Annotated in this window: 30 protein-coding genes; 15 read left to right on the top strand and 15 right to left on the bottom strand. The window is 73.8% G+C overall.

The window, feature by feature from the left end; translation table 11 throughout:
- Nucleotides 1–141 precede the first annotated feature (141 nt).
- From IFT45_RS12680 to IFT45_RS12660, 5 genes are all read left to right on the top strand, one after another.
- Nucleotides 142–1,107, top strand: a complete 966-nt coding sequence (locus tag IFT45_RS12680; protein WP_056052302.1) for a helix-turn-helix transcriptional regulator — start codon at nt 142–144, stop codon at nt 1,105–1,107.
- On the top strand, nt 1,079–1,315 hold the full coding sequence (locus IFT45_RS12675; protein WP_192128526.1) for a hypothetical protein: 237 nt from the start codon (nt 1,079–1,081) through the stop codon (nt 1,313–1,315). The genes IFT45_RS12680 and IFT45_RS12675 overlap by 29 nt, the downstream gene beginning before the upstream one ends.
- A 102-nt stretch (nt 1,316–1,417) precedes the next feature.
- The gene (locus tag IFT45_RS12670) at nt 1,418–1,765 is read left to right on the top strand and encodes a hypothetical protein (RefSeq protein WP_156369877.1); all 348 of its coding nucleotides are present in this window, start codon (nt 1,418–1,420) and stop codon (nt 1,763–1,765) included.
- Between the two features lie 335 nt (nt 1,766–2,100).
- Nucleotides 2,101–3,795 (top strand): ribonuclease J, encoded by a 1,695-nt coding sequence (locus tag IFT45_RS12665; RefSeq protein ID WP_056052293.1) that lies wholly within the window; start codon nt 2,101–2,103, stop codon nt 3,793–3,795.
- A gap of 203 nt (nt 3,796–3,998) precedes the next feature.
- Nucleotides 3,999–4,196 (top strand): hypothetical protein, encoded by a 198-nt coding sequence (locus tag IFT45_RS12660; protein ID WP_192128524.1) that lies wholly within the window; start codon nt 3,999–4,001, stop codon nt 4,194–4,196.
- 31 nt (nt 4,197–4,227) lie between these two features.
- On the opposite strand, the gene IFT45_RS12655 is transcribed toward IFT45_RS12660, so the two are convergent.
- A complete protein-coding gene (locus IFT45_RS12655; protein ID WP_185231378.1) occupies nt 4,228–4,632 on the bottom strand; it encodes an ATP-dependent DNA ligase in 405 nt (134 codons plus the stop codon).
- 440 nt (nt 4,633–5,072) lie between these two features.
- Between IFT45_RS12655 and IFT45_RS12650 the strand changes: the two genes are divergently transcribed.
- Nucleotides 5,073–5,459 carry an MmcQ/YjbR family DNA-binding protein gene (locus IFT45_RS12650; RefSeq protein ID WP_056052287.1) on the top strand — a complete coding sequence of 129 codons (387 nt, stop codon included), beginning with the start codon at nt 5,073–5,075 and terminating at the stop codon, nt 5,457–5,459.
- 88 nt (nt 5,460–5,547) lie between these two features.
- Here the strand turns inward: IFT45_RS12650 and phoA are convergent, their stop codons facing one another.
- Together phoA and IFT45_RS12640 are read right to left on the bottom strand one after the other, a co-directional pair.
- Entirely contained in the window at nt 5,548–7,470 is a 1,923-nt protein-coding gene (gene phoA / locus IFT45_RS12645) for an alkaline phosphatase (protein ID WP_192128522.1), read from the bottom strand.
- A gap of 188 nt (nt 7,471–7,658) precedes the next feature.
- Nucleotides 7,659–8,264, bottom strand: a complete 606-nt coding sequence (locus tag IFT45_RS12640) for a TetR/AcrR family transcriptional regulator (RefSeq protein ID WP_056052284.1) — start codon at nt 8,262–8,264, stop codon at nt 7,659–7,661.
- Nucleotides 8,265–8,418: 154 nt separating this feature from the next.
- On the opposite strand from IFT45_RS12640, the gene IFT45_RS12635 reads away from it, so the two are divergent.
- Entirely contained in the window at nt 8,419–9,129 is a 711-nt protein-coding gene (locus IFT45_RS12635; RefSeq protein ID WP_192046662.1) for an SDR family oxidoreductase, read from the top strand.
- Between the two features lie 246 nt (nt 9,130–9,375).
- A complete protein-coding gene (locus tag IFT45_RS12630; protein ID WP_056052278.1) occupies nt 9,376–9,555 on the top strand; it encodes a hypothetical protein in 180 nt (59 codons plus the stop codon).
- A 111-nt stretch (nt 9,556–9,666) separates the two neighbouring features.
- On the opposite strand, the gene IFT45_RS12625 is transcribed toward IFT45_RS12630, so the two are convergent.
- Both IFT45_RS12625 and IFT45_RS12620 read right to left on the bottom strand, forming a co-directional pair.
- The gene (locus IFT45_RS12625) at nt 9,667–10,122 is read right to left on the bottom strand and encodes an SRPBCC family protein (RefSeq protein WP_185231368.1); all 456 of its coding nucleotides are present in this window, start codon (nt 10,120–10,122) and stop codon (nt 9,667–9,669) included.
- Between the two features lie 114 nt (nt 10,123–10,236).
- On the bottom strand, nt 10,237–11,220 hold the full coding sequence (locus IFT45_RS12620) for an EamA family transporter (RefSeq protein ID WP_192128520.1): 984 nt from the start codon (nt 11,218–11,220) through the stop codon (nt 10,237–10,239).
- Between the two features lie 72 nt (nt 11,221–11,292).
- Here IFT45_RS12620 and IFT45_RS12615 point away from each other — a divergent pair, with 72 nt between their 5' ends.
- Both IFT45_RS12615 and IFT45_RS12610 read left to right on the top strand, forming a co-directional pair.
- Nucleotides 11,293–11,868 (top strand): CGNR zinc finger domain-containing protein, encoded by a 576-nt coding sequence (locus tag IFT45_RS12615; RefSeq protein ID WP_082514186.1) that lies wholly within the window; start codon nt 11,293–11,295, stop codon nt 11,866–11,868.
- 110 nt (nt 11,869–11,978) lie between these two features.
- Nucleotides 11,979–12,518 carry a hypothetical protein gene (locus IFT45_RS12610; RefSeq protein ID WP_192128518.1) on the top strand — a complete coding sequence of 180 codons (540 nt, stop codon included), beginning with the start codon at nt 11,979–11,981 and terminating at the stop codon, nt 12,516–12,518.
- 79 nt (nt 12,519–12,597) lie between these two features.
- Here the strand turns inward: IFT45_RS12610 and ppk2 are convergent, their stop codons facing one another.
- Nucleotides 12,598–13,509, bottom strand: coding sequence for a polyphosphate kinase 2 (ppk2, locus tag IFT45_RS12605; protein ID WP_185234307.1), 912 nt, complete (start codon nt 13,507–13,509; stop codon nt 12,598–12,600).
- 296 nt (nt 13,510–13,805) lie between these two features.
- Here ppk2 and IFT45_RS12600 point away from each other — a divergent pair, with 296 nt between their 5' ends.
- On the top strand, nt 13,806–14,261 hold the full coding sequence (locus IFT45_RS12600; protein WP_056052267.1) for an Hsp20/alpha crystallin family protein: 456 nt from the start codon (nt 13,806–13,808) through the stop codon (nt 14,259–14,261).
- A 128-nt stretch (nt 14,262–14,389) separates the two neighbouring features.
- Here IFT45_RS12600 and IFT45_RS12595 read toward each other — a convergent pair whose 3' ends face one another.
- Together IFT45_RS12595 and IFT45_RS12590 are read right to left on the bottom strand one after the other, a co-directional pair.
- Nucleotides 14,390–15,226 (bottom strand): anti-sigma factor, encoded by an 837-nt coding sequence (locus tag IFT45_RS12595; protein WP_192128516.1) that lies wholly within the window; start codon nt 15,224–15,226, stop codon nt 14,390–14,392.
- Nucleotides 15,223–15,732 (bottom strand): sigma-70 family RNA polymerase sigma factor, encoded by a 510-nt coding sequence (locus IFT45_RS12590; RefSeq protein ID WP_056052262.1) that lies wholly within the window; start codon nt 15,730–15,732, stop codon nt 15,223–15,225. The genes IFT45_RS12595 and IFT45_RS12590 overlap by 4 nt, the downstream gene beginning before the upstream one ends.
- 198 nt (nt 15,733–15,930) lie before the next feature.
- Between IFT45_RS12590 and IFT45_RS12585 the strand changes: the two genes are divergently transcribed.
- On the top strand, nt 15,931–16,623 hold the full coding sequence (locus IFT45_RS12585; protein WP_185231354.1) for a YceI family protein: 693 nt from the start codon (nt 15,931–15,933) through the stop codon (nt 16,621–16,623).
- 147 nt (nt 16,624–16,770) lie between these two features.
- Here IFT45_RS12585 and kdpC read toward each other — a convergent pair whose 3' ends face one another.
- The 5 genes from kdpC to IFT45_RS12560 all read right to left on the bottom strand — a co-directional run bounded on the left by kdpC (nt 16,771) and on the right by IFT45_RS12560 (nt 21,590).
- The gene (kdpC, locus tag IFT45_RS12580) at nt 16,771–17,376 is read right to left on the bottom strand and encodes a potassium-transporting ATPase subunit KdpC (protein WP_056052256.1); all 606 of its coding nucleotides are present in this window, start codon (nt 17,374–17,376) and stop codon (nt 16,771–16,773) included.
- Nucleotides 17,377–17,449: 73 nt separating this feature from the next.
- On the bottom strand, nt 17,450–19,666 hold the full coding sequence (kdpB, locus tag IFT45_RS12575; RefSeq protein ID WP_192128514.1) for a potassium-transporting ATPase subunit KdpB: 2,217 nt from the start codon (nt 19,664–19,666) through the stop codon (nt 17,450–17,452).
- Nucleotides 19,667–19,669: 3 nt separating this feature from the next.
- A complete protein-coding gene (gene kdpA / locus IFT45_RS12570) occupies nt 19,670–21,343 on the bottom strand; it encodes a potassium-transporting ATPase subunit KdpA (RefSeq protein WP_167258003.1) in 1,674 nt (557 codons plus the stop codon).
- Complete coding sequence (locus IFT45_RS17895; RefSeq protein WP_167258001.1) at nt 21,343–21,432, bottom strand: potassium-transporting ATPase subunit F; 90 nt, start codon at nt 21,430–21,432, stop codon at nt 21,343–21,345. The genes kdpA and IFT45_RS17895 overlap by 1 nt, the downstream gene beginning before the upstream one ends.
- Nucleotides 21,429–21,590, bottom strand: a complete 162-nt coding sequence (locus tag IFT45_RS12560; protein WP_192128571.1) for a hypothetical protein — start codon at nt 21,588–21,590, stop codon at nt 21,429–21,431. The genes IFT45_RS17895 and IFT45_RS12560 overlap by 4 nt, the downstream gene beginning before the upstream one ends.
- 261 nt (nt 21,591–21,851) lie before the next feature.
- Here IFT45_RS12560 and IFT45_RS12555 point away from each other — a divergent pair, with 261 nt between their 5' ends.
- On the top strand, nt 21,852–22,211 hold the full coding sequence (locus tag IFT45_RS12555) for an ATP-dependent DNA ligase (RefSeq protein WP_192128512.1): 360 nt from the start codon (nt 21,852–21,854) through the stop codon (nt 22,209–22,211).
- Nucleotides 22,208–22,420, top strand: a complete 213-nt coding sequence (locus IFT45_RS12550; protein WP_056052249.1) for a hypothetical protein — start codon at nt 22,208–22,210, stop codon at nt 22,418–22,420. Before IFT45_RS12555 ends, IFT45_RS12550 begins: the two co-directional genes overlap by 4 nt.
- 30 nt (nt 22,421–22,450) lie before the next feature.
- Here IFT45_RS12550 and IFT45_RS12545 read toward each other — a convergent pair whose 3' ends face one another.
- On the bottom strand, nt 22,451–22,903 hold the full coding sequence (locus IFT45_RS12545; RefSeq protein ID WP_192128510.1) for a VOC family protein: 453 nt from the start codon (nt 22,901–22,903) through the stop codon (nt 22,451–22,453).
- 278 nt (nt 22,904–23,181) lie between these two features.
- On the opposite strand from IFT45_RS12545, the gene IFT45_RS12540 reads away from it, so the two are divergent.
- Complete coding sequence (locus IFT45_RS12540; protein WP_371811000.1) at nt 23,182–24,402, top strand: MFS transporter; 1,221 nt, start codon at nt 23,182–23,184, stop codon at nt 24,400–24,402.
- 162 nt (nt 24,403–24,564) lie between these two features.
- Here the strand turns inward: IFT45_RS12540 and IFT45_RS12535 are convergent, their stop codons facing one another.
- Nucleotides 24,565–24,819: a DUF4287 domain-containing protein gene (locus IFT45_RS12535; protein ID WP_192128508.1), complete on the bottom strand. Its 255-nt coding sequence runs from the start codon at nt 24,817–24,819 to the stop codon at nt 24,565–24,567.
- Nucleotides 24,820–24,922 lie beyond the last annotated feature (103 nt).

Raw genomic sequence — 24,922 nt, 5'->3', positions numbered from 1 at the left:
CTTGACAGTACGGACGACCCCCGACAGAACTCGCAGCCGGGGTACGGGCTCGGCCCCGGCCGCTCCGGGAGCGGCCAGCCGGCGGAGAGGGGCCCTGACAGGGCGCCCTCCCGGGGGCCGTCCCGTCGTACCGTCGTGGGCATGGACATCGACGCGACGAGCACGGAGACCGAGATCCGCGACTTCCTCACCAGCCGGCGCGCGCGCGTCCGGCCCGAGCAGGTCGAGCTGCCGGGCGGCCCCGGCCGTCGCGTGCCCGGGCTCCGCCGCAGCGAGGTCGCCCTGCTGGCCGGGGTCAGCGTCGAGTACTACACGCGCCTCGAGCGAGGCCGGCTCGGCGGCGCCTCCGCCGCCGTCCTCGACGCCCTCGGCACGGCCCTCCTGCTCGACGACGCCGAGCGCGCGCACCTCGCCGACCTCGCGCGGGCCGCCCGGGAGTCGCCCCTCGCGGCGCGGCGCCGCCCCCGGCCGCCGAGCCGGGTCTCGCGGGCGATGCAGCTCACCCTCGACTCGGTGACGGCGGGCCCGGCCTTCCTGCGCAACGGCCGGATGGACGTCCTCGCCGAGAACGCGCTCTTCCGCGCCCTCTACAGCGACCTCTACGCGCTGCCCGAGCGCCCGGTGAACCTCGCCCGCTTCGTCTTCCTGCACCGCGACCTCGCCGAGCGCTTCTACCCCTCCTGGTCGGTCGCGGCCGACATCAACGTCGCCATCCTCCGCACCGAGGCGGGCCGCGACCCGCACGACCGCGCCCTGCACGACCTCGTGGGCGAGCTCTCGACCCGCAGCGACGAGTTCCGCGTCCGCTGGGGAGCCCACGAGGTGCGCCACCACGTCTCCGGCCAGAAGCGGTTCACGCACCCGGTCGTGGGCGACCTCGAGATGGTCTACGAGGCCATGGAGCCGATGGGCCAGCCGGGGCTGAACCTGCTCGTCTACGCGGCCGAGCCGGGCTCGCCCACGGAGGAGCGCCTCCGCCTGCTCGCCAGCTGGGCGGCCACCGTCGACGCCGACGAGGGCCCCGCGACCGTCACCCCTGACCCCGCCCACCCGACCAGAGCCCCTGAGGAGGCACGCCGTGCTGAGCGTCCCCGACCGCCCCGCTGAGCCCGGCTGCGGCGACGCCCGCACCGCCGCCTCCCCCCTGCCCGTCCGCCACGGGCTCGGCGCCCGTCTCGCGACCTGGTGGGCAGCCACGGCCGAGATCACCGAGCTGACCCGTGACCGGGAGCAGGAGGCGCGGGTGCGCGACGAGATGGCGGTGCGACTCGCTCCGGGCCCCGGGGCCTTCGCCGACCTCTTCCGTCGCCGCTGACGACGCGCGCCGCGGAGGAGCGGGCAGACCCGGGCCGGACACGGCAGGATGGTCGTCGTCCGCCCGCCCGGCGGCCCCGCCCCGACCGTCGAGGAGAAGCCCGTGCCCCGTCTGACCTCGGAGGAGCTCGACGGCTGGGTCCGTGAGTTCCACGCCCTCGAGCAGGCCCACCCCTCGTCGCCGCAGGCCGTCGACGCCTCGTGGGACGAGTCGATGGTCGACACCGCCCTCATCGTCGTGCGGCTCGAGACCTCGGGCACCGAGGTCTTCCTCCGTCGCGAGATCGGCGGCTCGCCCGAGTGGACGGTCACCTTCGAGGCCCGCGAGCGCGACGCCCGGGCGACCGCCGACCAGGTGCTCGCCCTGGCCCTGGAGGTCGGCTCGGTCGCTAGGCTCTGCGCCTTCCTCACCGAGAAGACGACCGCGCACATGGAGCGCCTCGCGCGCTGACCGGCGCGGCCGGCCGACGCCGCCCGTTTTCCCACTTGGGCCCCACTCGTGACATGCTCAGGGGAGAACGAGGCCGCAGGACGCCGTCTCGCCGGCGAGCCGCGGTCACGACCGGGCCTCCGCACGACACCCGCCCTGCACCTCACGGCCGTGCCGGTCTCCTCACGGGAGCCGCCCACGGCCCGCACCACACGGCGTCGTCGCCCTGCCTCCACGGCCTGCGACCACGCCCTCCACGACATCAGGGAGACCGGCAGAACGTGCCGGCTCCCGACCGCGAGGCCCGCTCGACCGCGTGCTCCGCTCAGCGACACCCCTCCGACGGAAGAAGACCGATGTCCACGATCAAGCACGAGCTCGACCTCAAGAAGCCCCAGCCCCTGAAGCGCGGCGCGCTCCGCGTCACCCCGATGGGCGGCCTCGGCGACGTCGGCCGCAACATGACCCTCTTCGAGCACAAGGGCAAGCTCGTCGTCGTCGACTGCGGCGTGCTCTTCCCCGAAGAGACCCAGCCCGGCATCGACGTGATCCTGCCCGACTTCACGGCGCTGCGCGACCGCCTGAAGGACGTCGAGGCGATCGTGCTGACGCACGGCCACGAGGACCACATCGGAGGCGTGCCCTACCTCCTCAAGGAGCGCCCCGACATCCCCCTGGTCGGCTCGAAGCTGACGCTCGCCTTCATCACGGCGAAGCTGCAGGAGCACAAGATCACGCCGATCACCCACGAGGTCGCCGCGGGCGACCACCACCAGGCCGGCCCGTTCGACCTCGAGTTCGTGGCCGTGAACCACTCCATCCCCGACGGCCTGGCCGTCGCGCTCCGCACGAGCGCCGGGCTCGTCCTGCACACGGGCGACTTCAAGATGGACCAGTTCCCGATGGACAAGCGCATCACCGACCTCAACCACTTCGCTCGCCTGGGCGACGAGGGCGTCGACCTGTTCATGACCGACTCGACCAACGCCGAGGTGCCCGGCTTCACGACCGCCGAGAAGGACCTCGGCGCCGCGATCGACCGCGTCTTCCGCGAGGCGCCCAAGCGCATCGTCGTCTCGAGCTTCGCCAGCCACGTGCACCGCATCCAGCAGGTGCTCGACACCGCCCACAAGCACGGCCGCAAGGTCGCCTTCGTCGGCCGCTCGATGGTGCGCAACATGGGCATCGCGTCCGACCTCGGCTACCTGAACATCCCGCAGGGGCTCGTCGTCGACCTCAAGCAGCTCAGCAAGATGCCCGACAAGAAGATCGTGCTCATCTGCACCGGCTCGCAGGGCGAGCCGATGGCGGCGCTGTCGCGCATGGCCAACCGCGAGCACATCATCAAGGTCGGCGAGGGCGACACCATCCTGCTCGCCAGCTCGCTGATCCCCGGCAACGAGAACGCCATCTACGGCGTCATCAACGGCCTGATCCGCTGGGGCGCGACGGTCGTCCACAAGGGCAACGCGAAGGTGCACGTCTCCGGCCACGCCAGCGCCGGCGAGCTCACCTACTGCTACAACATCGTCAAGCCGAAGAACGTGCTGCCCGTGCACGGCGAGTGGCGCCACCTCACGGCCAACGCCGACCTCGCCATCGCGACCGGCGTGCCGGAGGACCGCGTGCTCGTCGTCGAGGACGGCGTCGTGGTCGACCTCGACCGTGGCCGCGCCAGCATCGCCGGCCGCATCCCGGCGCCCTACGTCTTCGTCGACGGCGCCACGATCGGCGTCGCGACCGAGGACGCCCTGAAGGACCGCCTCTCGCTCGCCGAGGAGGGCCACATCACCGTGCTCGGCATCTTCGACGAGGGCGCCCAGAAGCTCGTGGACCCGGTCGAGTTCATCCCCCGCGGCTTCGTCGAGGCCGCCGGCTGGGAGAAGCAGGCCGAGGACGTCGCCGAGAAGGCGCTGCAGCAGGCCACGGCCCGCGGCAAGATCGACGGCGAAGCCGCCGAGCAGGCCATCGAGGACGGCCTGAGCCGCTGGTTCCTCCGCCGCCACCGCCGCACCCCGGTCATCACGACCGTGGTCGTCGACGCCGACTGAGCCGACGGCACCCTGCACCACCCGCCCGCACGGGCGCCCGAGAGCCCCGGAGGTCACGACCTCCGGGGCTCTCGGCGTGCGCGCCCTACCTCGCGCACCGCCCCTCCGGCAACCCCCCACGACGGTCAGGCTCGTCGGCGTAGCGTCCACATCAGCCCACCGGTGCGTCGACGAGGACGCCCCCGAGGGCGGAGGAGGCGCGCATGAGCACCACGGACCACATCACGTCGACCACGGCCCCGGGCCCCACCCGCGCCCGGGAGCTGCCCTCGCGCGACTGCCCGTCGTGCGGCGGCCCCCGCACGATGAGCGGCCGCGTCGTGCCGCACGGCATCCACGTCGTGCGCTGGCGCTGCCACCGGTGCGGGACGTCGATGACGACGCAGGGCCGCGACTGCTGACGCCTCCCCGGCACCTCGTCGAGCGACGGTGCTACCCGACGGGCGGCCGTGCCCGGCGTGTCCTCGGGGGCTCCGGGCGGTCGCTGGCCCAGTCGACCTGGGCGCCCGCCGACCCCGGCAGCGTCGTGCTCGGGTCGAGCTCGGGCTCGGGCTCCGGGCGCAGGCCCCGGCCGGAGGCGGCGCCGGCGTAGAGCGCGTCGAGCCATGTCGGGTTGATGTCGATCGCTCGACTGCCGGCGAACTTGAACCGCAGCCCGATGGTGGGCGCGAGCCAGACGGTCGACCGGCCGTCGCCGGTCTCGATCGGCTCCTTCCAGGAGAAGACGAACGACTCGCCCGCGCGGAACTTGTTGACGATGACGATCTGGAGGTGGGCGAGGAGGCGGTCCTCGACCTTGAACTCGAGCTGCTCACCGTCGTAGACGATGTAACCCATGGGGTGCTCCGTTGATGAGGCGCACGGACCGTGCTGGGCAGCGGGGTCCGGGCTGCGGTGGGGTGTGTCCGTGCGGGGCACCCCGCACTGCGCCAGCCCGTTCAGCGGTGCCGCCCTCGGCGGCGTGGCCACGTCGGTGACGCGCCCGCTCGGCTCTCCTCAGGGGATCAGGCTAGCGGTCTCGACGGGACGTGGCGGCAGGGACCCGACCCGAACGGGGCCCTGCCGCCGCTCCCCCGGGCCCGACCGGCGAGAGCACGCCTCGGCCACCTGAACCCCGGCCGAGACTCCCTCACGATGCCGGAGCGTGACCGGCCCAGGTAGTTCTGGACATAAGGCGCTCCGCGGGGTAGGGCTGCGTCACGGACGTCGTCGTAGGCTCGTGCTCGTCGTTCCGCCCGCGCGGCCGCCGCCCCCGCCCCCCGACCCCCGGAGGAGACATGCACGCCGACTCGCTGCAGGAGCGCGCCGCCGCCCGCGCAGAAGAGCTGCCGGGCGCCGGCCTCGAGCACCCCTTCGGCCCCGACTGGGAGGTCTGGAAGGTGCGCGGCAAGGTCTTCCTGCTCATGGCCGAGGTCGCCGGCCAGCCCGTCGTGACGGTCAAGGCCGCGCCCGACGACGCCACCGCGCTCTGTGCGCAGCACGACGACGTGTCGCCCGGCTGGCACATGAACAAGCGGCACTGGATCACCGTCCGGCCCGGCGACGACGTGCAGGCCGACCTGCTCGACGACCTCGTCACCGAGTCGTACCTCCTCGTCGTCGAGGGGCTCCCCCGTGCCCGGCGCCCCGTCGACCCCGCCACCTTCGCGGGCGGCGTCGGCTGAGGCGGCGAGGCCCGGGGCAGGACGACGGGAGGCGCGGTGCCGTCGGGCACCGCGCCTCCTGTGGTCTGCCGGTCGCCCGGCCCGTCCGCTACAGCTGGGCGCCGGAGTGGTCGAGCACGGAGCGGCGGCGACGACGCGCGACCAGCACCGCACCGGTGCCCGCGAGCAAGAGCGCGAGGAGCAGCGCGGGGACCATGTCGGAGCCGGTGAAGGCCAGCGGGCCGGAGCCCGAGGCCGTCGTGCCGGCGCCGCCGGCGCCCGTGCCCGAGCCGCCGGGGACGGCGGCGGGGGTCGGCGAGGCCGAGGGGGCCGGGGTGGGCGCACCCGCCGCGACCAGCACGTCAGCACGGAGCTCGACGCCAGACTGCACGCCGATCAGCGTCACCGAGCCGGCGCCGAGGGCGGTCGGGGCCGTGACGGTGAAGGTCGCGACGCCGTCGACGACGTCGACGTACCCCAGGTCGACGGGGTCGCCCGACGCCGGGGTGTAGACCCCGGAGACCTGGCGGTCGCCCTCGACGCCCGAGGCGGTGACGGTGAAGTCGGTGCCGGGGGCGACCTCGGCAGGGGCCGAGATGGTGCCGTCGCGGCTCAGGCCGTCGAGGTCACGGTCGAGCTCGAGCGCGTTCACGATGGTGAAGAAGTTGTCGGTCTGGTCGATCAGGCCGACGACGTTCGCGGCGCCGGGGCCGTAGCCCGCGACGCGGAGCTGCGTGCCCGTGTGCTGCTGCGAGCCGCCGGCCGCGGCGGTGCCGTAGGCGATCTTCATCGTGCTGCCCTCGGTGGTGAGGAGCGCGGTGCTGAGGGTCGCGGGGGGCGTGCTGTCGACGATCTGGCTGGTGTGCGCGTGGTCGGCGGTGACGATGACCATCGTGTTCCCGTCGGCCTTCGCGAACTCGAGCGCGGCCTGCACGGCCTCGTCGAGGTCGAGCACCTCGCCGATCTGGCCGCAGGCGTCGGCGCTGTGGTCGCGCTTGTCGATGGAGGCGCCCTCGACCTGGAGGAAGAAGCCCTGGTCGCCGTCGAGCAGGTCGATCGACTTCTCGGTCAGCGAGCGGAGCGAGAGGTCCGTCGACAGACGGGCGGGGTTCGGCGTGCACGCCTGGGGCGCGAGGTCGGCGCCGCCGACCGTCGCCGTGCTGGGCGCGAAGCGGGTCGGGAAGTTGCCGTCGGTGAAGGTGCCGAGCACCGGCGAGGCCTGGTCGGCCGCCGTCAGGGCACCGAGGCCGGCGGCGTCGCCGACGACCTGGTAGCCGCGGTCGGCGGCCTGGTCGAAGAGCGACTCGCCCTGGTACTGGCCCGCACGGGCGGTCTGGCGGAACGACGCCGAGCCGCCGCCCAGGGTGAGGTCGGCGCGCGTGCCGATGATCTGCTCGCTGATCGAGCCGAGCCCGCCCTGGTCGAGGGCGTCGGCGCCGCACTGGGTCACCGAGTCGGGGCCGTAGCAGCTGCGGGCGGCGACGTGGGCGGCCTGCACGGCCGGCGTCGCGTCCTGGATCTCGGCGGTCGACACGTTGCCGGTCTTCTTGCCGTTGGCCTTGGCGATCTCGACCAGGGTGTCCTGCGGGGTGCCCGCGATGTCGACCGAGACGGCGTTGTCGTACGTCTTGGTGCCGGTGGCCCAGGCCGAGCCGGTGGCGGCGGAGTCGGGCACGTAGTCGGGCTTGCCCGCCTTCGTCAGCGAGTAGGTCGTGTACTGGCCGGTGAGGGGCAGCGCGTCGATGCCGGGCAGCTCGCCGCCGGCGCCGTACTGGTAGTTGCGGGCCGAGGTGATCTCGGAGTCGCCCATGCCGTCGCCGATGAGCAGGATGACGTTCTTCGCGGGGCCGGCCTGCACGGAGTCGAGCAGGGCCTGCGTGCTGTCGTCGGAGCTGCGGGCGGCGCCGCCGTTCTCGGCGACGTCGGCGGGGGTCGCCGCGAACGCGGCTCCGGGGAGGAGGGCCACGGAGGCGGCGAGCGCCATCGCTCCCGTGGCGAGGGCCGCGCGGGTGCGGCGGGTGGTGGATGACATCGTGTGGTCCAGCTCCAGGTGATCGGTGGTGCGGAGGGAGGTCGTCACCCCCTGATCGGGGGACCGTCACAGTGCAGTCGGGCAGGGTGAACGGCCGGTGTCGCCGCGGCGTCGCCCGGGTGACGCCAGCCCGACGAGTTGCACGCTGTGCACCGACACGGACGCCCCGCGTCCCCGCGCCCCGCCCGTCACTCGCCCCGGAGCACGACCTCCAGCTGGGCCCTCAGCGCCGCCACGATCTCGGGCACCTCGAGCGACTCGTCGACCGCGGAGGCCATCGCGACCATCAGCACGGCCGAGACGACGCGGGCGAGCACGGCGGCCTCCTCGGGGCTCCGACCGGCACGGTCGGCGACGATGTCGGCCAGCGCCTCCTCCGTCCTGGCCACGATCGCGAGCGCCGCCGCGTGGTGCGGCTCGGCGGCGTCGCCGAAGACCATCTCGCGCAGGTAGGTGCGGCCGTTCTCGACGTGGCTGCGGTTGCACTCGACGATCGGCGTGACGAGGGCGACCACCGCGTCGACGAGCGCCGCCTCGCCGGCCGCCGCGGCGAGGCCCCGCTCGAGCGCGCGCTCGTAGGCCGCGTTCTGCGCCAGCAGCAGCAGCTCGCCCTTCGAGCGCGCGTAGAGGAAGAGCGTGCCCGCGCCGACGTCGGCGGCCTCGGCGACCTGCTGCGTGGTGACCTCGTCGACGCCGTGCCGCGAGAACAGGTCGGACGCGGCCCGGGTGATGCGCTCGAGCTTCTCCTGCTTGTTGCGCTCTCGACGGCCGAGCGGGGCGGATGTCGACGACATGGGAACTCCTGGAATGAGAACTGACTCTGCTCAGTTGTGACGAGGGTCAGTCGCTGGCGATCGGGTACGCGCACCGCATCATCCCACTCACGAGCGACGACGACCCGCCCGGGGCGACGCGACCGCACCGCCCCGACCCCCTGGAAGGAACCCCATGACCACCATCCGCGACTCCGTCGTCCTCGTCACCGGCGCCAACGGCGGCATCGGCACCCGCTTCGTCGAGGCCGCCCTCGCCCGGGGCGCCGCGAAGGTCTACGCCACGGCCCGCACCCCGCGCAGCTGGAGCGACGAGCGCGTCGTGCCGCTCACCCTCGACGTCACCGACGCCGCGTCGATCGCCGCCGTCGTCGAGGCGGCCCCCGACGTCACGGTGCTCGTCAACAACGCCGGGGCGAACGCCCCCGAGCCGGGCATCCTCGCGAACACCGACGCCGAGATCCGCGAGAACGTCGAGACGAACTTCTTCGGCCCCCTCTTCCTGGCCCGCGCCTACGCGCCCCTGCTCCGCGCCCACGGCGGCGGCACGGCGATCATCGACATCCACTCCGCCCTCTCCTGGTTCGCGGTCGCCGGCATCTACTCGGCGACGAAGGCCGCGCTCTGGTCGGCGACGAACTCGCTCCGCCTCGAGCTGCAGCCCGCGGGCGTGCAGGTCGTCGGCGTGCACGTCGGCTACGTCGACACGGCGATGGCCGCCGGCGTCGACGACGCGAAGACCGACCCCGCCGTGCTCGTGGCCGACGTGCTCGACGCCCTCGAGGCCGGTGAGCACGAGGTGCTCGCCGACGAGACCTCGCGCCAGGTGAAGGCCGCCCTGTCGGCGCCGCTGGAGGTGCTCTACCCGCAGCTCGCCCGCGGCTGAGCGACGGCGCCTCCGGGCCGGCCCGCGCGACGTCCGGCGCCGGCCCGGGAGGCGCGGGCCGAAGACCCGAGCGAGGCGCGGCCGTGTCTCCGAGCACGCTGGGAACGGGGTACGATCGCTCGTCGACGACGGACGCCCGGGGGCGGGGCCGGACGCGCCTCCCGCCTCCTACTGGGGGCAGCACGCGGAGGGCTCCGTGACGCACCATCGTCTGACGCACCCCGCCGTGACACCCAGGAGAACCGCATGACCACGCCTGTCGCCCCGCAGACGCCCGAGCTCGCCGCCCCCGACGCCGCGACCGCCCCGGCCCACGCCCCGCGCCGCCCGTCGTACCGCGACGACGACGTCGCCCCCGCCGTCTGGGACACCGCCCGCGAGGAGCGCCTGCGCCTCGCGCCCCCGGCCGCCGCCCCGATCGGCTGACGCCCGGCGGCCCGCCCCGCTGCCCCGACGACGACGAGACGCCCCGCAGCGGGCGACCGTGGTCGTCCGCCGCGAGGCGTCTCGGGGAGTGCGGGGGTGAGCCCGGCCTGATCAGGCCTGGACGTCACCGCGCCAGGCGCCGTCGGCCTGGCCCTGCGACTCGATGTACTCCTTGAAGTTCTGGAGGTCCTTCTTGATCGCGCGGTTGTCCTGGCCGAGCGACGAGCCGACCTTCTCCAGGAAGCCCTCGGGCGTCCAGTCGATCTGCACCGTGATGCGGGTCTCGGAGTCGCTGAGCTTGTGGAAGGTCACGACGCCGGCGTGGTCGACCTCGCCGCCCGTGCTGTTCCAGGCGACGCGCTCGTCGGGGTGCTGCTCGGTGATCTCCGCCTCGAACGTCTTCTCGACGGGGCCGACCTTGACCTTCCACACCGTGAGGGTGGGGGTGGTCTGCGTGATGGACTCGACCTCGTCGAGGAACTTGGGGAACTCCTCGAACTGGGTCCACTGGTCGTACGCGACGGAGACGGGGACGCTGACGTCGACGGTCTCGATGGCCTGTGCCATGGTGTGCTCCTTGATCGATGGGGTGGTCGTCGGCTCGGCGCTGCTGCGCCTCCCCGACTTCTCCCTCGACGCTAGGGAGGCCTGCCCGACGAGGGCCAGATGCACGACGGACGGTCAGGTGGGGGACGGCGCCGAGCGCTCCGGCTCCTCTACACCCGCCGCGACGAGCACGCCCGCCGACTCGTCCCGCTCGGCGCTCGTGTCGGCCCGCACGGCGACGATGCCCGCCACGATCAGCGCCCCGCCGACGAGCTGCAGCGCGGTGAGCTGCTCGTCGAGCAGCACCCATGCCCAGATCGCCGCCGCCGCCACCTCGAGCAGGCCGACGAACGAGGCGAGGCGCGAACCCAGCATCGAGCTGGCCGTGATGCTCGTCGCGTAGGCGAGGCTGGTCGCGACGAGGCCGACGACGAGCATCGGCACCCACCAGGGCACCGTGCTGCCGAGCACGACGACGTCGTCCGCCGTGGCGGTGAAGGGCACGAGGCCGGTGAGCCCCAGCAGGCCGAGCAGCGCCGAGCCGACGAGCAGCCCCGAGGCGGCCAGCGCCACGGGCGGCAGGCCGTCGGAGGGCAGGGCCGCGATGACGAAGTACCCGGCGCAGCAGACCATCGCCGCGACGCCGAGGGCGATGCCGACGGGGTCGAGCGCTCCCCCGCCGCCGGGCGAGACGACGAGCAGCAGGCCGGCCGCCGCGACGGCCGACCCGACGAGCACGACGGCGGCGGGCCGTCGCCGGGTGGCGACCCACGCGACGGCGACGAGCAGCAGGGGCGCCATGTACTCGAGCAGGATCGCCGTGCCGACGGGGATGTGCTGGATGGCGGCGAAGTAGAACACCTGCGTGCCGGCGACCCCGATCACGGCCATGCCGAGCACCCGTCGTCGCGCGCGCCAGACCGGGGCGAGGCGGCCCCGCAGGGCGACGAGCGCGAACGGCGCCAGCACGACGCCGCCGACCAGGGCACGCAGGGCGACCGCGGCGACGGGGCTCCAGCCGCCCTCGAGCAGCGGCTTCACGAAGGGCCCGGAGACCCCGAAGGAGGCGGCGGCCACGACCGCGACGAGCAGGCCGGTCGAGAGATGGCGACGAGACACGGGGTACCCTCCAGTCAGGGCCGTTCGGCCTGTTGATCCTGACGTTAGAGCGGGAGACGACAAGGAGTCAAATTGCTTTTCGCCCCTGACACGGAAGACGTCCTCGACTTCAACGCGGCCCTGGTCAACACGACGGCCGGGGCGTCGCGCTCCGGCGGAGACGAGCTCGCGACGCCCGCCCAGCTGGACGCGCTCATGACGACCTTCGGCTTCTCGGGGCGGCGCGACCGCGACGAGGCCGAGCTCGAGGCGGTGCGGCGGGCCCGCACGCGCCTCCGTGAGCTCTGGCTGCTGCCCCGCGACGAGATGGTCGGCCCGGTCAACGAGCTGCTCGAGCGCCTGCACGCGGTGCCCCGGCTCGTCCGCCACGACGACCTCGACTGGCACCTGCACGCCACCCCGCAGAGCGCGCCGCTCGCCGACAGGATCCTGGTGGAGGCGGTGCTCGCCCTCGTCGACGTGGTCCGGTCGGACGAGACGGCGCGGCTGCGCCCCTGCGCGGCCGACGACTGCGACGGGCTGCTGGTCGACCTCTCGCGCAACGGCTCGAAGCGGTTCTGCAGCGTGCGCTGCGGCAACCGGATGAACATGGTCGCGTTCCGCGAGCGTCGGGCCGCCGAGGAGGCCGACCGGCCCGTCGACCGCTGAGCCGTCGCCCGCGCGGAGCGCATCCGAGCCCGTTCGTCAAGGCCCTCCGGGCTCCGCGGAGGCGGCCTACCGTCCCCCGGACCGCACACCATCGACCTCGGGGAGAACTCATGTCTCAGCGCAACACCTTCGTCCGCAGCCTGCACGACCTCGGCGCCGCCGCCTGGTTCGGCGGCACGCTCATGGGCGCCGTCGGCCTCAACGGCGGCACGGCGGAGGCGAAGGACCCCGTCGAGCGCCTCCGCCTCTCGTCGGTCGGCTGGGCCAAGTGGGCGCCCGTGCAGTGGGCCGCGATCATCGCCCACGGCATCGGCGGGGTCGGCCTGATCGTCGGCAACGAGAGCCGCCTCGGCGGCCAGCCGTCGTCGCGCCGCAACACGGTCGTGAAGTCGGTCGTCACCCTCGCCGCCGTCGGCGCGACCGTGTGGTCGGGCATCGAGGGCGGCATCATGGCGAAGAACGCGGAGCAGGGCGCGGAGGGCGTCACCGAGCCCGACGCCACCGCCTCCAAGACCCTCGCCGCGGCGCAGAAGAAGCAGAAGGCGCTGCAGTTCGTCATCCCGGTGCTGACCGGCGTCGTGCTCGTCATGGGCGCCCAGCAGGGGGAGCAGCAGCGCCCGCTCGCCGGGCTGCTCGGCTGGCGCCGCTAGGTCACCAGACCGCCGGACCGCCCGGCCGGACGGGTCCCGGTGCGGGCGGGGGCGCCTCCCCGGCTCCTCCGCCCGCCCGTCAGTCGCCGTCGCCGGACCGCTTGCCCCGCATCACGATCAGCGGGTCGGGCTGTCCGACGACGGCGCCGTCGCGCCCGTCGTAGTCGAACTGGCCGAGGAAGAACCGCATCGCGTTCAGCCGTGCCCGCTTCTTGTCGTTCGACCGCACGATCGTCCACGGCGCGTGCTTCTTGTCGGTGCGGCGGAACATCTCGTCCTTCGCGGCGGTGTAGTCGTCCCAGCGGCCGAGCGACTCGAGGTCCATCGGCGAGAGCTTCCAGCGACGCACGGGGTCGAGCTGCCGCATCGCGAAGCGCGTGCGCTGCTCCTTCTGCGACACCGAGAACCAGAACTTCGTGACGTGCACGCCCGCGTCGACCAGCATCTTCTCGAAGACGGGGGCCTGCTGCATGAACGTCTCGTACTCGTCGTCGGTGCAGAAGCCCATCACCCGCTCGACGCCGGCCCGGTTGTACCAGCTGCGGTCGAAGAGGACGAGCTCGCCGGAGGTCGGCAGGGCGGCCACGTAGCGCTGGAAGTACCACTGGCCCTTCTCCCGCTCGCTCGGCGTGCTGAGCGCGACGACCCTCGCCGTGCGGGGGTTGAGGTGCTCGGTGAAGCGCTTGATCGTGCCGCCCTTGCCGGCGGCGTCGCGCCCCTCGAAGAGCACGACGGCCTTGCGGCCCGTCTCCCCCAGCCAGTTCTGGCACTTGAGCAGCTCGACCTGCAGTCGGTACTTCTCCAGCTCGTACTCGCTCCGGTCGAGGCGCTCGTCGTACGGGTAGTCCTCGCGCCAGGTGTAGACCGGGTTGCCCGCCGGGTCGATCAGCTCGGGCTCGACGGTGTGGCCGCCCGACACGCGGTAGCCCTCGTGCCGGAGCTGCTCGATGTACTCGCGGAGCGACTGTCCTGTGGTGGGGTCGAGGGTCATGCCCTCGACGGTACCGAGCCGGGAGCGGGGCCGACCGGGGGTGGCGCTCGGCGCCTCCTCGTGGTCACGGGGCCCCGCGCACCGCCCACGACGCACCACGAACTCGCACCGGAACCACGTCGCGGCCTGGTTCGCGGGCGAGGACGTGGTTCCTCGCCGTAGCTGTTCTCAGCGAGGTCCGAGCGGGCTCGGAGCATCCGTTGAGGCACGAGCTAGCCCTCGTTCCTATCATCGTGTCATCGACCTTGAGTCGAGGTGACTCAAGGTCTCGACCACGACTGAGAGAGGAAGCACCCATGGCCCTGTCCTTCGACCCCTTCACCGAGCTCGACCGTCTCGCCGGCACCCTGCTGTCACAGCGCCAGGGCCCGAAGGCCATGCCCGTCGACCTGTACCGCGAGGGCGACCAGTACGTGCTCGCCGCCGACCTGCCCGGCATCGACCCGGGGTCCGTCGACGTCGACGTCGACGGCCAGCTGCTGACGATCACGGCCCGGCGCACGGCCGGCGACCACGCCGGGGCGACCTGGCTGGCACAGGAGCGCCCGCACGGCTCGTACCGCCGCCAGTTCAGCCTGGGCGACGGCGTCGACACCGAGGGCATCACGGCGAACTACGACAACGGCGTGCTGTCGGTGGTGATCCCGGTCAGCCAGCGGGCGAAGCCGCGGCGGATCGAGGTCGGCAGCGCCCGATCGGGCGACGGTGGGGCGCAGCAGCTGTCGGCCTCGCCGGAGGCGGCGACGGCGTAGCCGTCGACCCGCACCTGCCGCCCCTGCCCGCCCGTCGACCTCGGAGGAGGTGCACCATGCTCGAACGCCGCACGTTCCTGNGGGCGGGGCCCTCGTCGTGGGGAGGAGGGGGCAGAGGGCGCTGCGGCTCAGAGGGTGGTGCGGGTGAGGACGGTGGTCGAGTCGGCGGCCGTGATCTCGACGCTGCGCAGGCGGTCGAGCGGCAGCTTCGACGAGGCCGCGAGCCCGGCGGCGCCGCCGGGCGCGCTGTCCCAGGTGGCGACGACGGTGCGGGTGCCGTCGACCTCCTCGACGACGAGGTCGTACACGCCGGTGCCCTCGAGGTCGGCGGCGTAGGCGCACTCCCAGTCGAAGCGCGTGCCCCAGGGAGTCGCGGTGACGGAGAGGTCGGCGGTCACCGCGCCCCCCACCAGCGACGTCATCGCGACGGGGACGGCGGGCGTCGGCGTGGTGACCGAGGCCGTGGGCTCCGCGACCCGCCCCGACGACGAGCCCAGCGCGTAGCCGCCGCCGGCGAGCAGCACGACGGCGAGCACCGCGGCCGCGCCGACGAGGGCGCGCCGACGCGGGGAGGAGGGCCGGCCGGAGGCGCGGGGGCGTGGCGCAGGACGCCCCGGTCGACGTCGGGCCGGCGTGCGGGAGCCGCGCGACGGGTCGGCGACGGGGGCTGGCGTGCCGGCCCGCGACTCCTCGGGGGCGGGCTCCGGGGAGGCGACCCGCGCCTCCTCGGCGATCGCCACGGCGTCGTCGACGGGCAGCAGGCGGAGCACGGCGGGGAGCCCGGCGAGGTCGGCGACGGAGGCGGTGCACGCCTCACAACCGCAGAGGTGCCGCTCGAAGCGAGCGCGCTCGTCGGTGCTCAGGCCGCCGAGCACGTAGGCGGCGTCCCATTCGTGGACCGCGTCGTGCTCGCGCCGGAGCTCGGGCTCTCGGCGGGCGTCGGGGCGGCCGTCGCGGTCGGTCATCGGGTGACTCCTCGTTCTTGCAGGGCGAGCCGCAGGGCCTTCGCGGCGTAGTGCAGCCGCGACTTCACCGTCCCGGCCGGCACCCCCTCGATCTCTGCGGTCTCGGCGACGGTGCGACCCAGCCAGTAGCAGCTCACCACGACGCGGCGGTGCTCGCCCGAGAGCGAGCCCAGGGCGTCCGCGACGAGGAGGCGGTCGAGGACGGCGTCGGAGGCGTCGGTCACGGGAGCGCCCTCGGGCAGGTCGTCGGTGGGGAACTCGTGGGCGCGACGCGCGCTGCGGCGGTCGTCGATCACGAGGTTGCGGGCGACGGTGAAGAGCCAGCGGCGGGCGGGCTCGTCGTCCTCCGCGAGGATGGCGGCGCTGCGCCAGGCGCGCAGCAGGGCCTCCTGCGCGACGTCCTCGGCGAGGCCGTGGTCGCCGGTGAGGCGGTGCACGTAGCGCACGAGCACGTCGCCGTGCGCGTCGTGCAGGGCGCGCAGCCGGGCTGCTCCGTCGACGTCCATCGCCACCTCCTCACCTGTACGACGAGACGGGGGGCCGGATGGTTCACCGTCGCGGCATCTTCGCACCCCGGGCTGCCCGCTCCGCGGTCGCGGCGGACCTGACAGTGCGCTGGGAGGCTGAACCCCGGACAGCCGCCGCCCGTCGTTCCCAGTGACGGCACCTCCGTCGTCGCCGCCCTCGACCAGCAGGAGAACACCGTGAAGAAGAAGACCGGCATCATCATCGGAGTCAGTGCCGCCGTCGTCGTGGGCCTCGGAGCCACCGCCGCGTTCGCCGGCCCCGCCTTCTACCGCGACGTCGTCGTCGGCGCCCCCGAGGCCGCCCCGACCGTCGCGCCGACCGCCGGCGGCAGCACCCTCGACGCCAGCCAGCTGACCGGCGACTGGCAGGTCGGCGACGGCAGCACCGCCGGCTACCGCGTCGACGAGGTGCTCAACGGCACCGACGTCACCGTGGTCGGCACGACCGACCAGGTCACCGGCACCATCACCGTCGACGGCTCGTCGGTCTCGGCCGCCACGATCGACGTCGACGTCGCGAGCATCGCGACCGACAGCGGCAACCGCGACGAGTACTTCCGCGGCACGGCCCTCCAGACCGACCAGTTCCCGACCGCGACCTTCACCCTGACGCAGCCGATCGACGCCGCGGTGCCCGCCGACGGCGAGGTGGCGACGACCGAGGCCACGGGCGAGCTGACGATGCACGGCGTCACGCAGCAGGTCACCGTCCCGCTGCAGGCCGCGCTCTCGGGCGACGGGGTGCAGATCAGCGGGTCGATCCCGGTCACCTTCTCCGACTACGGGGTGCAGGCCCCCGACCTCGGCTTCGTCAGCGTGGAGGACAGCGGCACGGTGGAGTTCCTCGTGGCGGCGACCCCCGCCTCCTAGGTTCCCGCCCCCGCGGCGACCGGCCCCGCGGTGACCGCCCCGCGGCGGCGCACCGCAGCAGCACGAGGGCCCGGGCACGATCACGTGCCCGGGCCCTCGTGCGCCCCCGGCGCCCCCCCTCGTCAGTGCCCCCGGCACCGCCCCTCGTCAGCGCCCGAGCTCGGCCAGGGCCACGTTCAGCTCGAGCACGTTCACCGTCGGCTCGCCGAGGTAGCCGAGGTCGCGCCCCTGCACGTGCTGCTCGACGAGCTCGCGCACCTCGGCCACGGGCAGCTCGCGGGCGGCGGCGACGCGCTCGACCTGCTCGCGCGCGTACTCCGGGCTGACGTGCGGGTCCAGGCCGGACGCGGAGGCGGTGAGCGCGTCGACCGGGACGCTCGCCGGGTCGACCCCGTCGCTCTCGGCCACGGCCGCCCGGCGCTCCTCGATCGCCGCGATCAGGTCGGGGGCCTCCGGCCCCCAGTTGCTGCCGCTCGACGCGGAGGCGTCGTAGCCGTCGCCGGCGGCGGAGGGCCGCGACTGGAACCACTCGGGCAGGGCGGCCCCGTCGTCGTCGGTGAACGACTGGCCGATCAGCGACGAGCCGACGACCTGCCCGTCGACCTCGACCTCGGAGCCGTTCGCCCGGTGCCCGACGGCCAGCTGCCCGACCGCCGTCACGACGAGCGTGTAGGCGACGCCGAGCACGAGGGTGGCGACGACGACGGCCCGCAGGGCGGTGCCGTACTGACGCAGCGTGCTGCGTGCGTTCATGGTGAGTCCTTCTGTCTGTCTCTGGTGCTGCGAGGTGGGTGCTGCGAGAGGTGGTGCTGCGGGAGGCGCGGGCTCAGAACCCGGGCAGCAGGCTGACGACGAGGTCGATCAGCTTGATGCCGACGAACGGCGCCACGACGCCGCCGAGCCCGTAGACGAGCAGGTTGCGGCCGAGGATGGACGACGCCGACGCGGCCCGGTACCGGACGCCGCGGAGGGCGAGCGGGATGAGCGCGACGATGACCAGGGCGTTGAAGACGATCGCCGAGAGGATGGCCGACGACGGCGAGCTGAGCTGCATGACGTTGAGCAGCCCCAGCCCCGGGAAGACCCCGGCGAACATCGCGGGGATGATCGCGAAGTACTTCGCCACGTCGTTGGCGATCGAGAACGTCGTCAGCGCGCCCCGGGTGATGAGCAGCTGCTTGCCGATGCGCACGACGTCGATCAGCTTCGTCGGGTCGCTGTCGAGGTCGATCATGTTGCCGGCCTCCTTCGCGGCCGACGTGCCGGTGTTCATCGCGACGCCGACGTCGGCCTGGGCGAGCGCCGGCGCGTCGTTCGTGCCGTCGCCCGTCATCGCGACGAGCGCGCCGCCCTGCTGCTCGCGGCGGATCAGCGCGAGCTTGTCCTCCGGGGTGGCCTCGGCGAGGTGGTCGTCGACCCCGGCCTCGCGGGCGATGGCCGCCGCGGTGAGCGGGTTGTCGCCCGTGACCATGACGGTGCGGATGCCCATGGCGCGCAGCTCGGCGAAGCGCTCCCGGAGGCCCTCCTTCACCACGTCCTTCAGGTGGACGACGCCGAGGACGCGCGCCGCGCCTCCGGCGTCCTTGACCGCGACGACGAGCGGGGTGCCGCCCGCCGTCGAGACGGCCTCGACGCGGCCGGTCAGCTCGTCGTGCTCGGTGCTGGCCAGCCGGCCGCCCTCCTCCACCCACGCGATGACCGAGCCGGCGGCGCCCTTGCGGATCTCGGTGCCGTCGGGCAGGTCGAGCCCGCTCATGCGGGTCTGCGCCGTGAACGGCACGATCGTCGAGCGGTCGACGCCCTGCTCGTGCCAGCCGGTGGTGAGCGCGAGGTCGACGATCGACCGGCCCTCGGGCGTGGGGTCGCTGAGCGACGACGTGGCGGCCGCCTCCACCAGCTCGGCCTCGGCGACGCCGTCCAGCGGCGTGAACTCGACCGCCCGGCGGTTGCCGTAGGTGATGGTGCCGGTCTTGTCGAGCAGCAGGGTGGTGACGTCGCCCGCCGCCTCGACGGCGCGGCCCGACATGGCGAGCACGTTGCGCTGCACGAGGCGGTCCATGCCGGCGATGCCGATCGCGCTGAGCAGCGCGCCGATCGTCGTCGGGATGAGGCAGACGAGCAGCGCGATCAGCACCGGCACGCTCACCGACGCGTCGCTGTAGCCGGCGATCGGGTTCAGGGTCAGCACGACGACCACGAAGACGATCGAGAGGCTCGCGAGCAGGATGTTCAGGGCGATCTCGTTCGGCGTCCGCTGGCGCTTCGCACCCTCGACGAGCGCGATCATGCGGTCGACGAAGGTCTCGCCCGGCTTGCTCGTGATGCGCACGACCACGCGGTCGGAGAGCACGCGGGTGCCTCCGGTCACGGCGCTGCGGTCGCCGCCCGACTCCCGGATCACCGGGGCCGACTCGCCCGTGATGGCCGACTCGTCGACCGAGGCGATGCCCCAGACGACGTCGCCGTCGCCCGGCACGAGCTCGCCGGCCGTCACCACGACCACGTCGCCGAGCCCGAGGTCGGCCGACGAGACGTCGTCGACGGCGGCGTGCTCGGCCGAGGCGTCGCCGTCGGCGTCGTACGAGGCCACGCGTCGTGCCGTCGTGCTCGTCCGGGTGGCGCGCAGCGTCTCGGCCTGCGCCTTGCCGCGCCCCTCGGCGACCGACTCGGCGAGGTTCGCGAACACGACCGTGAGCCACAGCCAGACGGCGATGGCGACCGTGAACGAGCCGGGCACCGGCGAGCCGCCGGAGGTGGCGTCGCCCACGCCGAAGAGCTGGGCGACGGCGAGCAGCGTCGTGTAGGCGGCGCCCACCTCGACGATGAACATGACCGGGTCGTGCCACATGCGGCGCGGGTCGAGCTTGCGCAGGGCGCCGGGCAGGGCCGCGGCGAGCTGCGCCGGGCCGAAGGCCGCGGGGCGGCCCGCGGCGGGGGCACCGGTGCCGGCCTCGCCGGTCGGGTCGCCGGGGGCCCCGGCGGAGCCGGTCGTGCGGGAGTCGCGGGTCGAGGCCCCGGTGGAGGTGTCGGATGGTGTCGGCATGGTCTAGTTCAGCCCTTCGGCGAGAGGCCCGAGTGCGATGACGGGGAAGTAGGTGAGCGCCGTCACGACGACGGAGACACCGGCGAGGAGGCCGACGAAGAGCGGCCGGTGGGTGGGCAGGGTGCCCGCGGTGGCGGGGATCCTGTCCTGGGCGGCGAGCGACCCGGCGAGCGCGAGCACCAGCACGATCGGCACGAACCGGCCGAGCAGCATGGCGACCCCGAGCGCGGTGTTGAACCAGGGAGTGTTCGCGGTGAGCCCGGCGAAGGCCGAGCCGTTGTTGTTCGACGCCGAGGTGAAGGCGTAGAGCACCTCCGTGAAGCCGTGCACCCCGGGGTTCCAGATCGACGTCGCCTCGACGTCGGCCCGGACGGCGGGGATCGCGAAGCTCAGCGCCGTGCCGGTGAGCACCAGGGTCGGCGTGACGAGGATGTACAGGCTGGCCAGCGTGATCTCGCGCGGGCCGAGCTTCTTGCCCAGGTACTCCGGCGTGCGGCCGACCAGCAGCCCGGCGATGAACACCGTGATGACGGCGAGCACGAGCATGCCGTAGAGGCCCGAGCCGACGCCGCCGGGGGCGATCTCGCCGAGCATCATGTTCAGCAGCGGCATCATGCCGCCGAGCGCCGTGTACGAGTCGTGCATCGAGTCGACGGCGCCGGTCGAGGTCAGGGTGGAGGTCGTGCCGAACAGGGCCGATCCGATGATGCCGAACCGCGCCTCCTTGCCCTCCATCGCTCCGCCGGCCAGCTCGGGCGCCGTGCCCGCGCCGCGGAGCTCGAAGATCGTCAGCGCCGTGAGCGAGACGACGAAGAACAGCGCCATCACCAGGGCGATCGCGCGGCCCTCACGGGGCGAGCCGACCATGGTGCCGAAGGTGCGCGGCAGCGAGAACGGGATGACGAGCATGAGCACGACCTGGAGCGCGTTCGTCCACGGCGTGGGGTTCTCGAACGGGTGGGCGGAGTTCGCGTTGAAGAACCCGCCGCCGTTCGTGCCCAGCATCTTGATCGCCTCCTGCGAAGCGACCGGCCCGCCGGGGATCGTGGCCGTGCCGCCGGTCAGCGTGGTGACGTCGGTGAACCCGGTGAAGTCCTGCACGACGCCGCCGATCATCAGCGCGACGGCGCTCAGCAGCGCGAGGGGCAGCAGCAGGCGCACGACGCCGCGGGTCAGGTCGACCCAGAAGTTGCCGAGGGTGCCGGTGCGCACGCGGGCGAAGCCGCGGATCAGCGCGACGGCCACGGCCATGCCGACGGCGGCGGAGACGAAGTTCTGCACGACGAGGCCGCCGAGCTGCACGGCGTAGCCGAGCGTGAGGTCGGGCGAGTACGACTGCCAGTTCGTGTTCGTGACGAACGAGGCGGCGGTGTTGAAGGCGAGGCCCTCGGGCACGGCGGGGAAGCCGAGCGACTGGGGCAGCACGGCCTGCAGGCGCTGGATCGCGTAGAGCGCGAGCACGCCGGCGACGGAGAAGCTCAGCACGCCGCGGAGGTAGGCGGGCCAGCTCTGCTCGGCCGAGCCGTCGACCCCGATCAGCCGGTACACGACGCGCTCGGCGCGGAGGTGGCGGGTGCTCGAGTAGAGGCGGGCCATGTGGTCGCCGAGGGGGCGGTAGGCCACGACGAGCACCGCGGCGACGGTGGCGACCTGGAGGACGCCGAGGAGGGCGTCCATCAGAAGCGCTCCGGCTGCACGAGGGCCCAGACGAGGTAGACCAGGGCGGCGACGGCGAGCACGGCGGCGCCGATCTCGACGACGATCACAGCTTCTCGACCCCCTTCGCGACGAAGGCGATCACGGCGAAGACCGCGATGACGGCGAGCAGGTAGACGATGTCGAGCACGACGACTCCCAGGGAGGCTGACGGGGCGGGCCCGCTCGGGCCCGGTGCCCGTGGCGGGCACAGCGAGTCAGTAGACACCGGGCGACGGGGCCGGCCGGGGCTCCTCACGGCTTCCTCACGCCGCACGGCCCGATCCTCACGCGGCGCTGACGCGGGGGCCGCCCGGACGGTGCGGGGCCGAGGCCCGTTACCCCCCGAGCAGGGGTCGGCGCAAGCCCTGGACAGGCATCGGAGCAGGGCCGATAGGTTCGGGAGCAGCCTCGTTCCCTCCGGGGGCCAGGGCTCGTGGAGGGACGACCGGCCGGGCGCCCCCCCACCCCGCCAGCCAGAGGGGCAGACATGGGCAAGTTCGCGTACGACAAGGCGCTCAGCGTCGACTTCGACGACCGGACCCTCGCGCACCTGCAGATCGTGATCGGCATGAAGCTGCGCCGCGGGGAGTCGTTCTACTTCTCGTGGAAGGACGACCATGCCGTCGGCGACGGGCGCACCGCCATCTGGCTGCACCCGTCCATCCCGCTCGTCTACAAGTACTACGGCAGCCGCCTGCCGCGCATCGACCCCGAGTGGGTCCGGGCGCTCGAGATGACGGCCAACACCAACATCGGCCTGCAGGTCGTCGACGAGCCCGCCGGGCCTGTGGGAGGCGCGGGCACGGCCCCCGGGGCCGCCCCCGTCACGAACGGGGCCGCCTCGTGACCAAGCGCGTCGACGTCCACTACGACGGGGTGCTCTACACGCTGCCCGGCGACCAGCTCGACGCGGTGCGCGAGCGCGTGCTCGCCGCCGTCGCCGGGGGCGAGGCGTTCTGGCTCGAGGTCGACATCGGCGAGGGGCGCTACCAGCGGGCCGACCTGCTGGTCTCGCCGGGCGTGCCGATCAGCCTCGTCGCGATCACGGAGGAGTAGGCCGCCGGGGGCCCGTTCAGCGCGTCCTGCTCAGGCGTGCTCGGCGTCGGCATCAGCGGCAGTGCCCGCGCCCGCGCCCGCGATGTTCACCATCCAGTGGATGCCGAAGCGGTCGTCGACCATCCCGAACGAGTCGCCCCACGGCGCCCTCGCGAGCGGCACGTGCACGCGCCCGCCCTCGGCGAGGCCGTCGAACCAGCGCGTCAGCGCCGCCTCGTCGTCGGCCCCGCCGCTGAGCGACAACGAGATCGCGTTCTCCGACTCGAGCGGGATCTCGTCGGGACGGTCGGCCGCCATCAGCACGAGCCCGGCGTCGGTCTCGAGCTGGCCGTGCATGACCTTGTCGGCCTCGGCCGGCGTGCCCATACCGAAGTCGCCGAAGCGGGTGGTCGTCGGCGTGCCGCCGAGCACGGACGCCCAGAAGTCGAGCGCCTCACGCGCCTCCGAGCGGAAGGCGAGGTAGGGGGTGAGCTGCACGGACATGGTCGACTCCTCGTCGTCGAGGTCGGCCCCGGCGGGTCGCCGGGCGGCGCCGGTCGGCGCTCGTGCACATCGTGGCACCGGCCGGGCCCGGAGGGAAGGGCGCGTCGGCGGGAGGACGAGGGGCGGCCCCGGCTCCGGGAAACGAGTCGGGACCAGGAGCCGGCGAACCGGCCCCGGCAGGCGGGGCGCACCTGCTGGCGTCGACCGTACGCCGCGCACCTGGAGGGGTCACCGCCCGGGCCTCCCTCGGCTGCCCGGGAGTGCGTAGCGTCGACCGGGTGACGAACGACGCTCCTGCCCCCACCTCGCCCGGCTCGCCCTCGACGGCGACGATGACCCGGGGCCGCACCCTGCTCTTCGCGGTCGCGGGCGGCGCCGCGGTCGGCAACCTGTACTGGGCGCAGCCCCTGCTCGGCATCATCGGGGGCGACCTCGACGCCTCCCCCGCCTCCACCGGGCTGCTGATCACCGTGACCCAGGTCGGCTACGCCCTCGGGGTCTTCTTCATCGTGCCGCTCGGCGACCGGGTCGACCGACGGCGGGCCGTGCCGCTCATCATGCTGCTCTCCGCCCTGGCGCTCGCGGCGAGCGCCGCGGCCCCGAGCTTCCCGCTGCTGCTCGTGGCGCTGACGCTGGTGGGCCTCACGACGGTGGCCGGGCAGATGCTGACGCCGCTGGCGGGCGACCTCGCCACCGACGCCGACCGGGGGCGGGTGGTCGGCACGGTGGCCAGCGGGCTGATCCTCGGCATCCTCGTGTCGCGCGCGATCAGCGGCCTGGTCGCCGACGCCCTCGGCTGGCGGGCCGTCTACGTCGTCGCGGCGGTGCTGCTGGTCGTGCTCGCCGCCCTCATGGCGCGGTCGGTGCCGTCGCTGCCCCGCCGCGCGGCCGCCCCGTACCGGCAGCTGCTCTGGTCGGTGCTGACCACCGTGGCGCGTCGACGGCAGGTGCGGGTCTCGCTGGTGATCGGCGCCTCCGTCATGGCCGTCTTCACGATGTTCTGGACAGGCCTCACCTTCCTGCTCTCGGCCGAGCCGTACGGCTGGTCGCCGGCGCGGATCGGGCTCGTCAGCATCGTCGGCGTCGCCGGGGCCGTCGGGGCCCAGCGCGCGGGCCGCCTGTTCGACCGCGGTCTCTCGGTGCCCGCGATCGGGGTCGGGCTCGCGGTGACGCTCGTCTCCCTCGTCGTCGCCGGCCTCGGCGGCGGGTCGCTCGTCGTGGTGCTGATCGCCGTCGCGCTGCTGTCGGTCGGCATCCAGTCGTCGCAGGTGCTGCTGCAGACCCGGCTGCTGTCGCTCGACCCCGCGGCGCGCAGCCGGCTCAACACCGCGTTCGTCGTCGGCAACTTCGTCGGGGGCTCCATCGGCTCGGCGCTGGCGGGCACCGTCTGGCCGGTGGGCGGCTGGCCCGCGCTGATGGTGCTCTCTGCCGTGCTGATCGGCGTCGCCGGCACCGTCTGGGCCGTGCACCGCCGCCGCGGCCTCGTCAACGCCGGCTGAGCCCGGCGCGCGCCTGCCGCGACCCACGCGGCCGCGCCCCCTCACTCCGGGCACCAAGGTCCATCGCACCCCGTTCCGTTCAGCGCACCCCGCTGCATCGGGGTGCGGTGAACGGAACGGGGTGCGGCGCCCGTCCGCGGCGGGACGACGGGGCAGGGGCCGCTACTGCGCGGTGCGGGCGGCCCTGACGTACGCGACGACGGCGTTCGCGTGGCCGTGGCCCAGGCCGTGCTCGGCCTTCAGCCAGGCGACGACCTGCATGTGCGGGTCGACGTCGAGCCGGTCGGCGGCCAGGTCGAGCCACTCCTGCACCGGCCGGCCGTAGGTGGCCTCGATGCTCGGGAAGTACGACGCCGGCCCCTTCGGCCTCGACCCGTCGGCGGGCGGCGCGGGGGCGAGGACTCGGTCTCTGCTCACGGGCCCAGGCTAGTGAGACGCGCCCGGCGCCTCCACCCCTCCCCGCAGCCGGGCGGGCTGCGCGCCGTCGCCGGGCCGCGGTGAGCCACCGCGCCGGGTCGGG

It is taken from the genome of Frigoribacterium sp. CFBP 13707 (assembly GCF_014842245.1).
Taxonomy (GTDB): domain Bacteria; phylum Actinomycetota; class Actinomycetes; order Actinomycetales; family Microbacteriaceae; genus Frigoribacterium; species Frigoribacterium endophyticum.
Note: the sequence above shows the minus strand (reverse complement) of the source record. Positions and strands in the feature narration are given on the sequence as shown.

Bases quoted from the DNA above. Each gene is read 5' to 3' on its own strand.
- IFT45_RS12635 (WP_192046662.1), top strand. From the start codon at position 8,419: ATGACCACCATCCGCGACTCCGTCGTCCTCGTCACCGGCGCCAACGGC.
- kdpB (WP_192128514.1), bottom strand. From the start codon at position 19,666: ATGCCGACACCATCCGACACCTCCACCGGGGCCTCGACCCGCGACTCC.
- IFT45_RS12640 (WP_056052284.1), bottom strand. From the start codon at position 8,264: ATGTCGTCGACATCCGCCCCGCTCGGCCGTCGAGAGCGCAACAAGCAG.
- IFT45_RS12545 (WP_192128510.1), bottom strand. From the start codon at position 22,903: ATGTCCGTGCAGCTCACCCCCTACCTCGCCTTCCGCTCGGAGGCGCGT.
- IFT45_RS12590 (WP_056052262.1), bottom strand. From the start codon at position 15,732: ATGGACGTCGACGGAGCAGCCCGGCTGCGCGCCCTGCACGACGCGCAC.
- kdpC (WP_056052256.1), bottom strand. From the start codon at position 17,376: ATGAACGCACGCAGCACGCTGCGTCAGTACGGCACCGCCCTGCGGGCC.
- phoA (WP_192128522.1), bottom strand. From the start codon at position 7,470: ATGTCATCCACCACCCGCCGCACCCGCGCGGCCCTCGCCACGGGAGCG.
- IFT45_RS12655 (WP_185231378.1), bottom strand. From the start codon at position 4,632: ATGGGTTACATCGTCTACGACGGTGAGCAGCTCGAGTTCAAGGTCGAG.
- IFT45_RS12595 (WP_192128516.1), bottom strand. From the start codon at position 15,226: ATGACCGACCGCGACGGCCGCCCCGACGCCCGCCGAGAGCCCGAGCTC.
- kdpA (WP_167258003.1), bottom strand. From the start codon at position 21,343: ATGGACGCCCTCCTCGGCGTCCTCCAGGTCGCCACCGTCGCCGCGGTG.
- IFT45_RS12625 (WP_185231368.1), bottom strand. From the start codon at position 10,122: ATGGCACAGGCCATCGAGACCGTCGACGTCAGCGTCCCCGTCTCCGTC.
- IFT45_RS12660 (WP_192128524.1), top strand. From the start codon at position 3,999: ATGAGCACCACGGACCACATCACGTCGACCACGGCCCCGGGCCCCACC.
- IFT45_RS12555 (WP_192128512.1), top strand. From the start codon at position 21,852: ATGGGCAAGTTCGCGTACGACAAGGCGCTCAGCGTCGACTTCGACGAC.
- IFT45_RS12680 (WP_056052302.1), top strand. From the start codon at position 142: ATGGACATCGACGCGACGAGCACGGAGACCGAGATCCGCGACTTCCTC.
- IFT45_RS12630 (WP_056052278.1), top strand. From the start codon at position 9,376: ATGACCACGCCTGTCGCCCCGCAGACGCCCGAGCTCGCCGCCCCCGAC.
- ppk2 (WP_185234307.1), bottom strand. From the start codon at position 13,509: ATGACCCTCGACCCCACCACAGGACAGTCGCTCCGCGAGTACATCGAG.
- IFT45_RS12650 (WP_056052287.1), top strand. From the start codon at position 5,073: ATGCACGCCGACTCGCTGCAGGAGCGCGCCGCCGCCCGCGCAGAAGAG.
- IFT45_RS12610 (WP_192128518.1), top strand. From the start codon at position 11,979: ATGTCTCAGCGCAACACCTTCGTCCGCAGCCTGCACGACCTCGGCGCC.
- IFT45_RS12600 (WP_056052267.1), top strand. From the start codon at position 13,806: ATGGCCCTGTCCTTCGACCCCTTCACCGAGCTCGACCGTCTCGCCGGC.
- IFT45_RS12665 (WP_056052293.1), top strand. From the start codon at position 2,101: ATGTCCACGATCAAGCACGAGCTCGACCTCAAGAAGCCCCAGCCCCTG.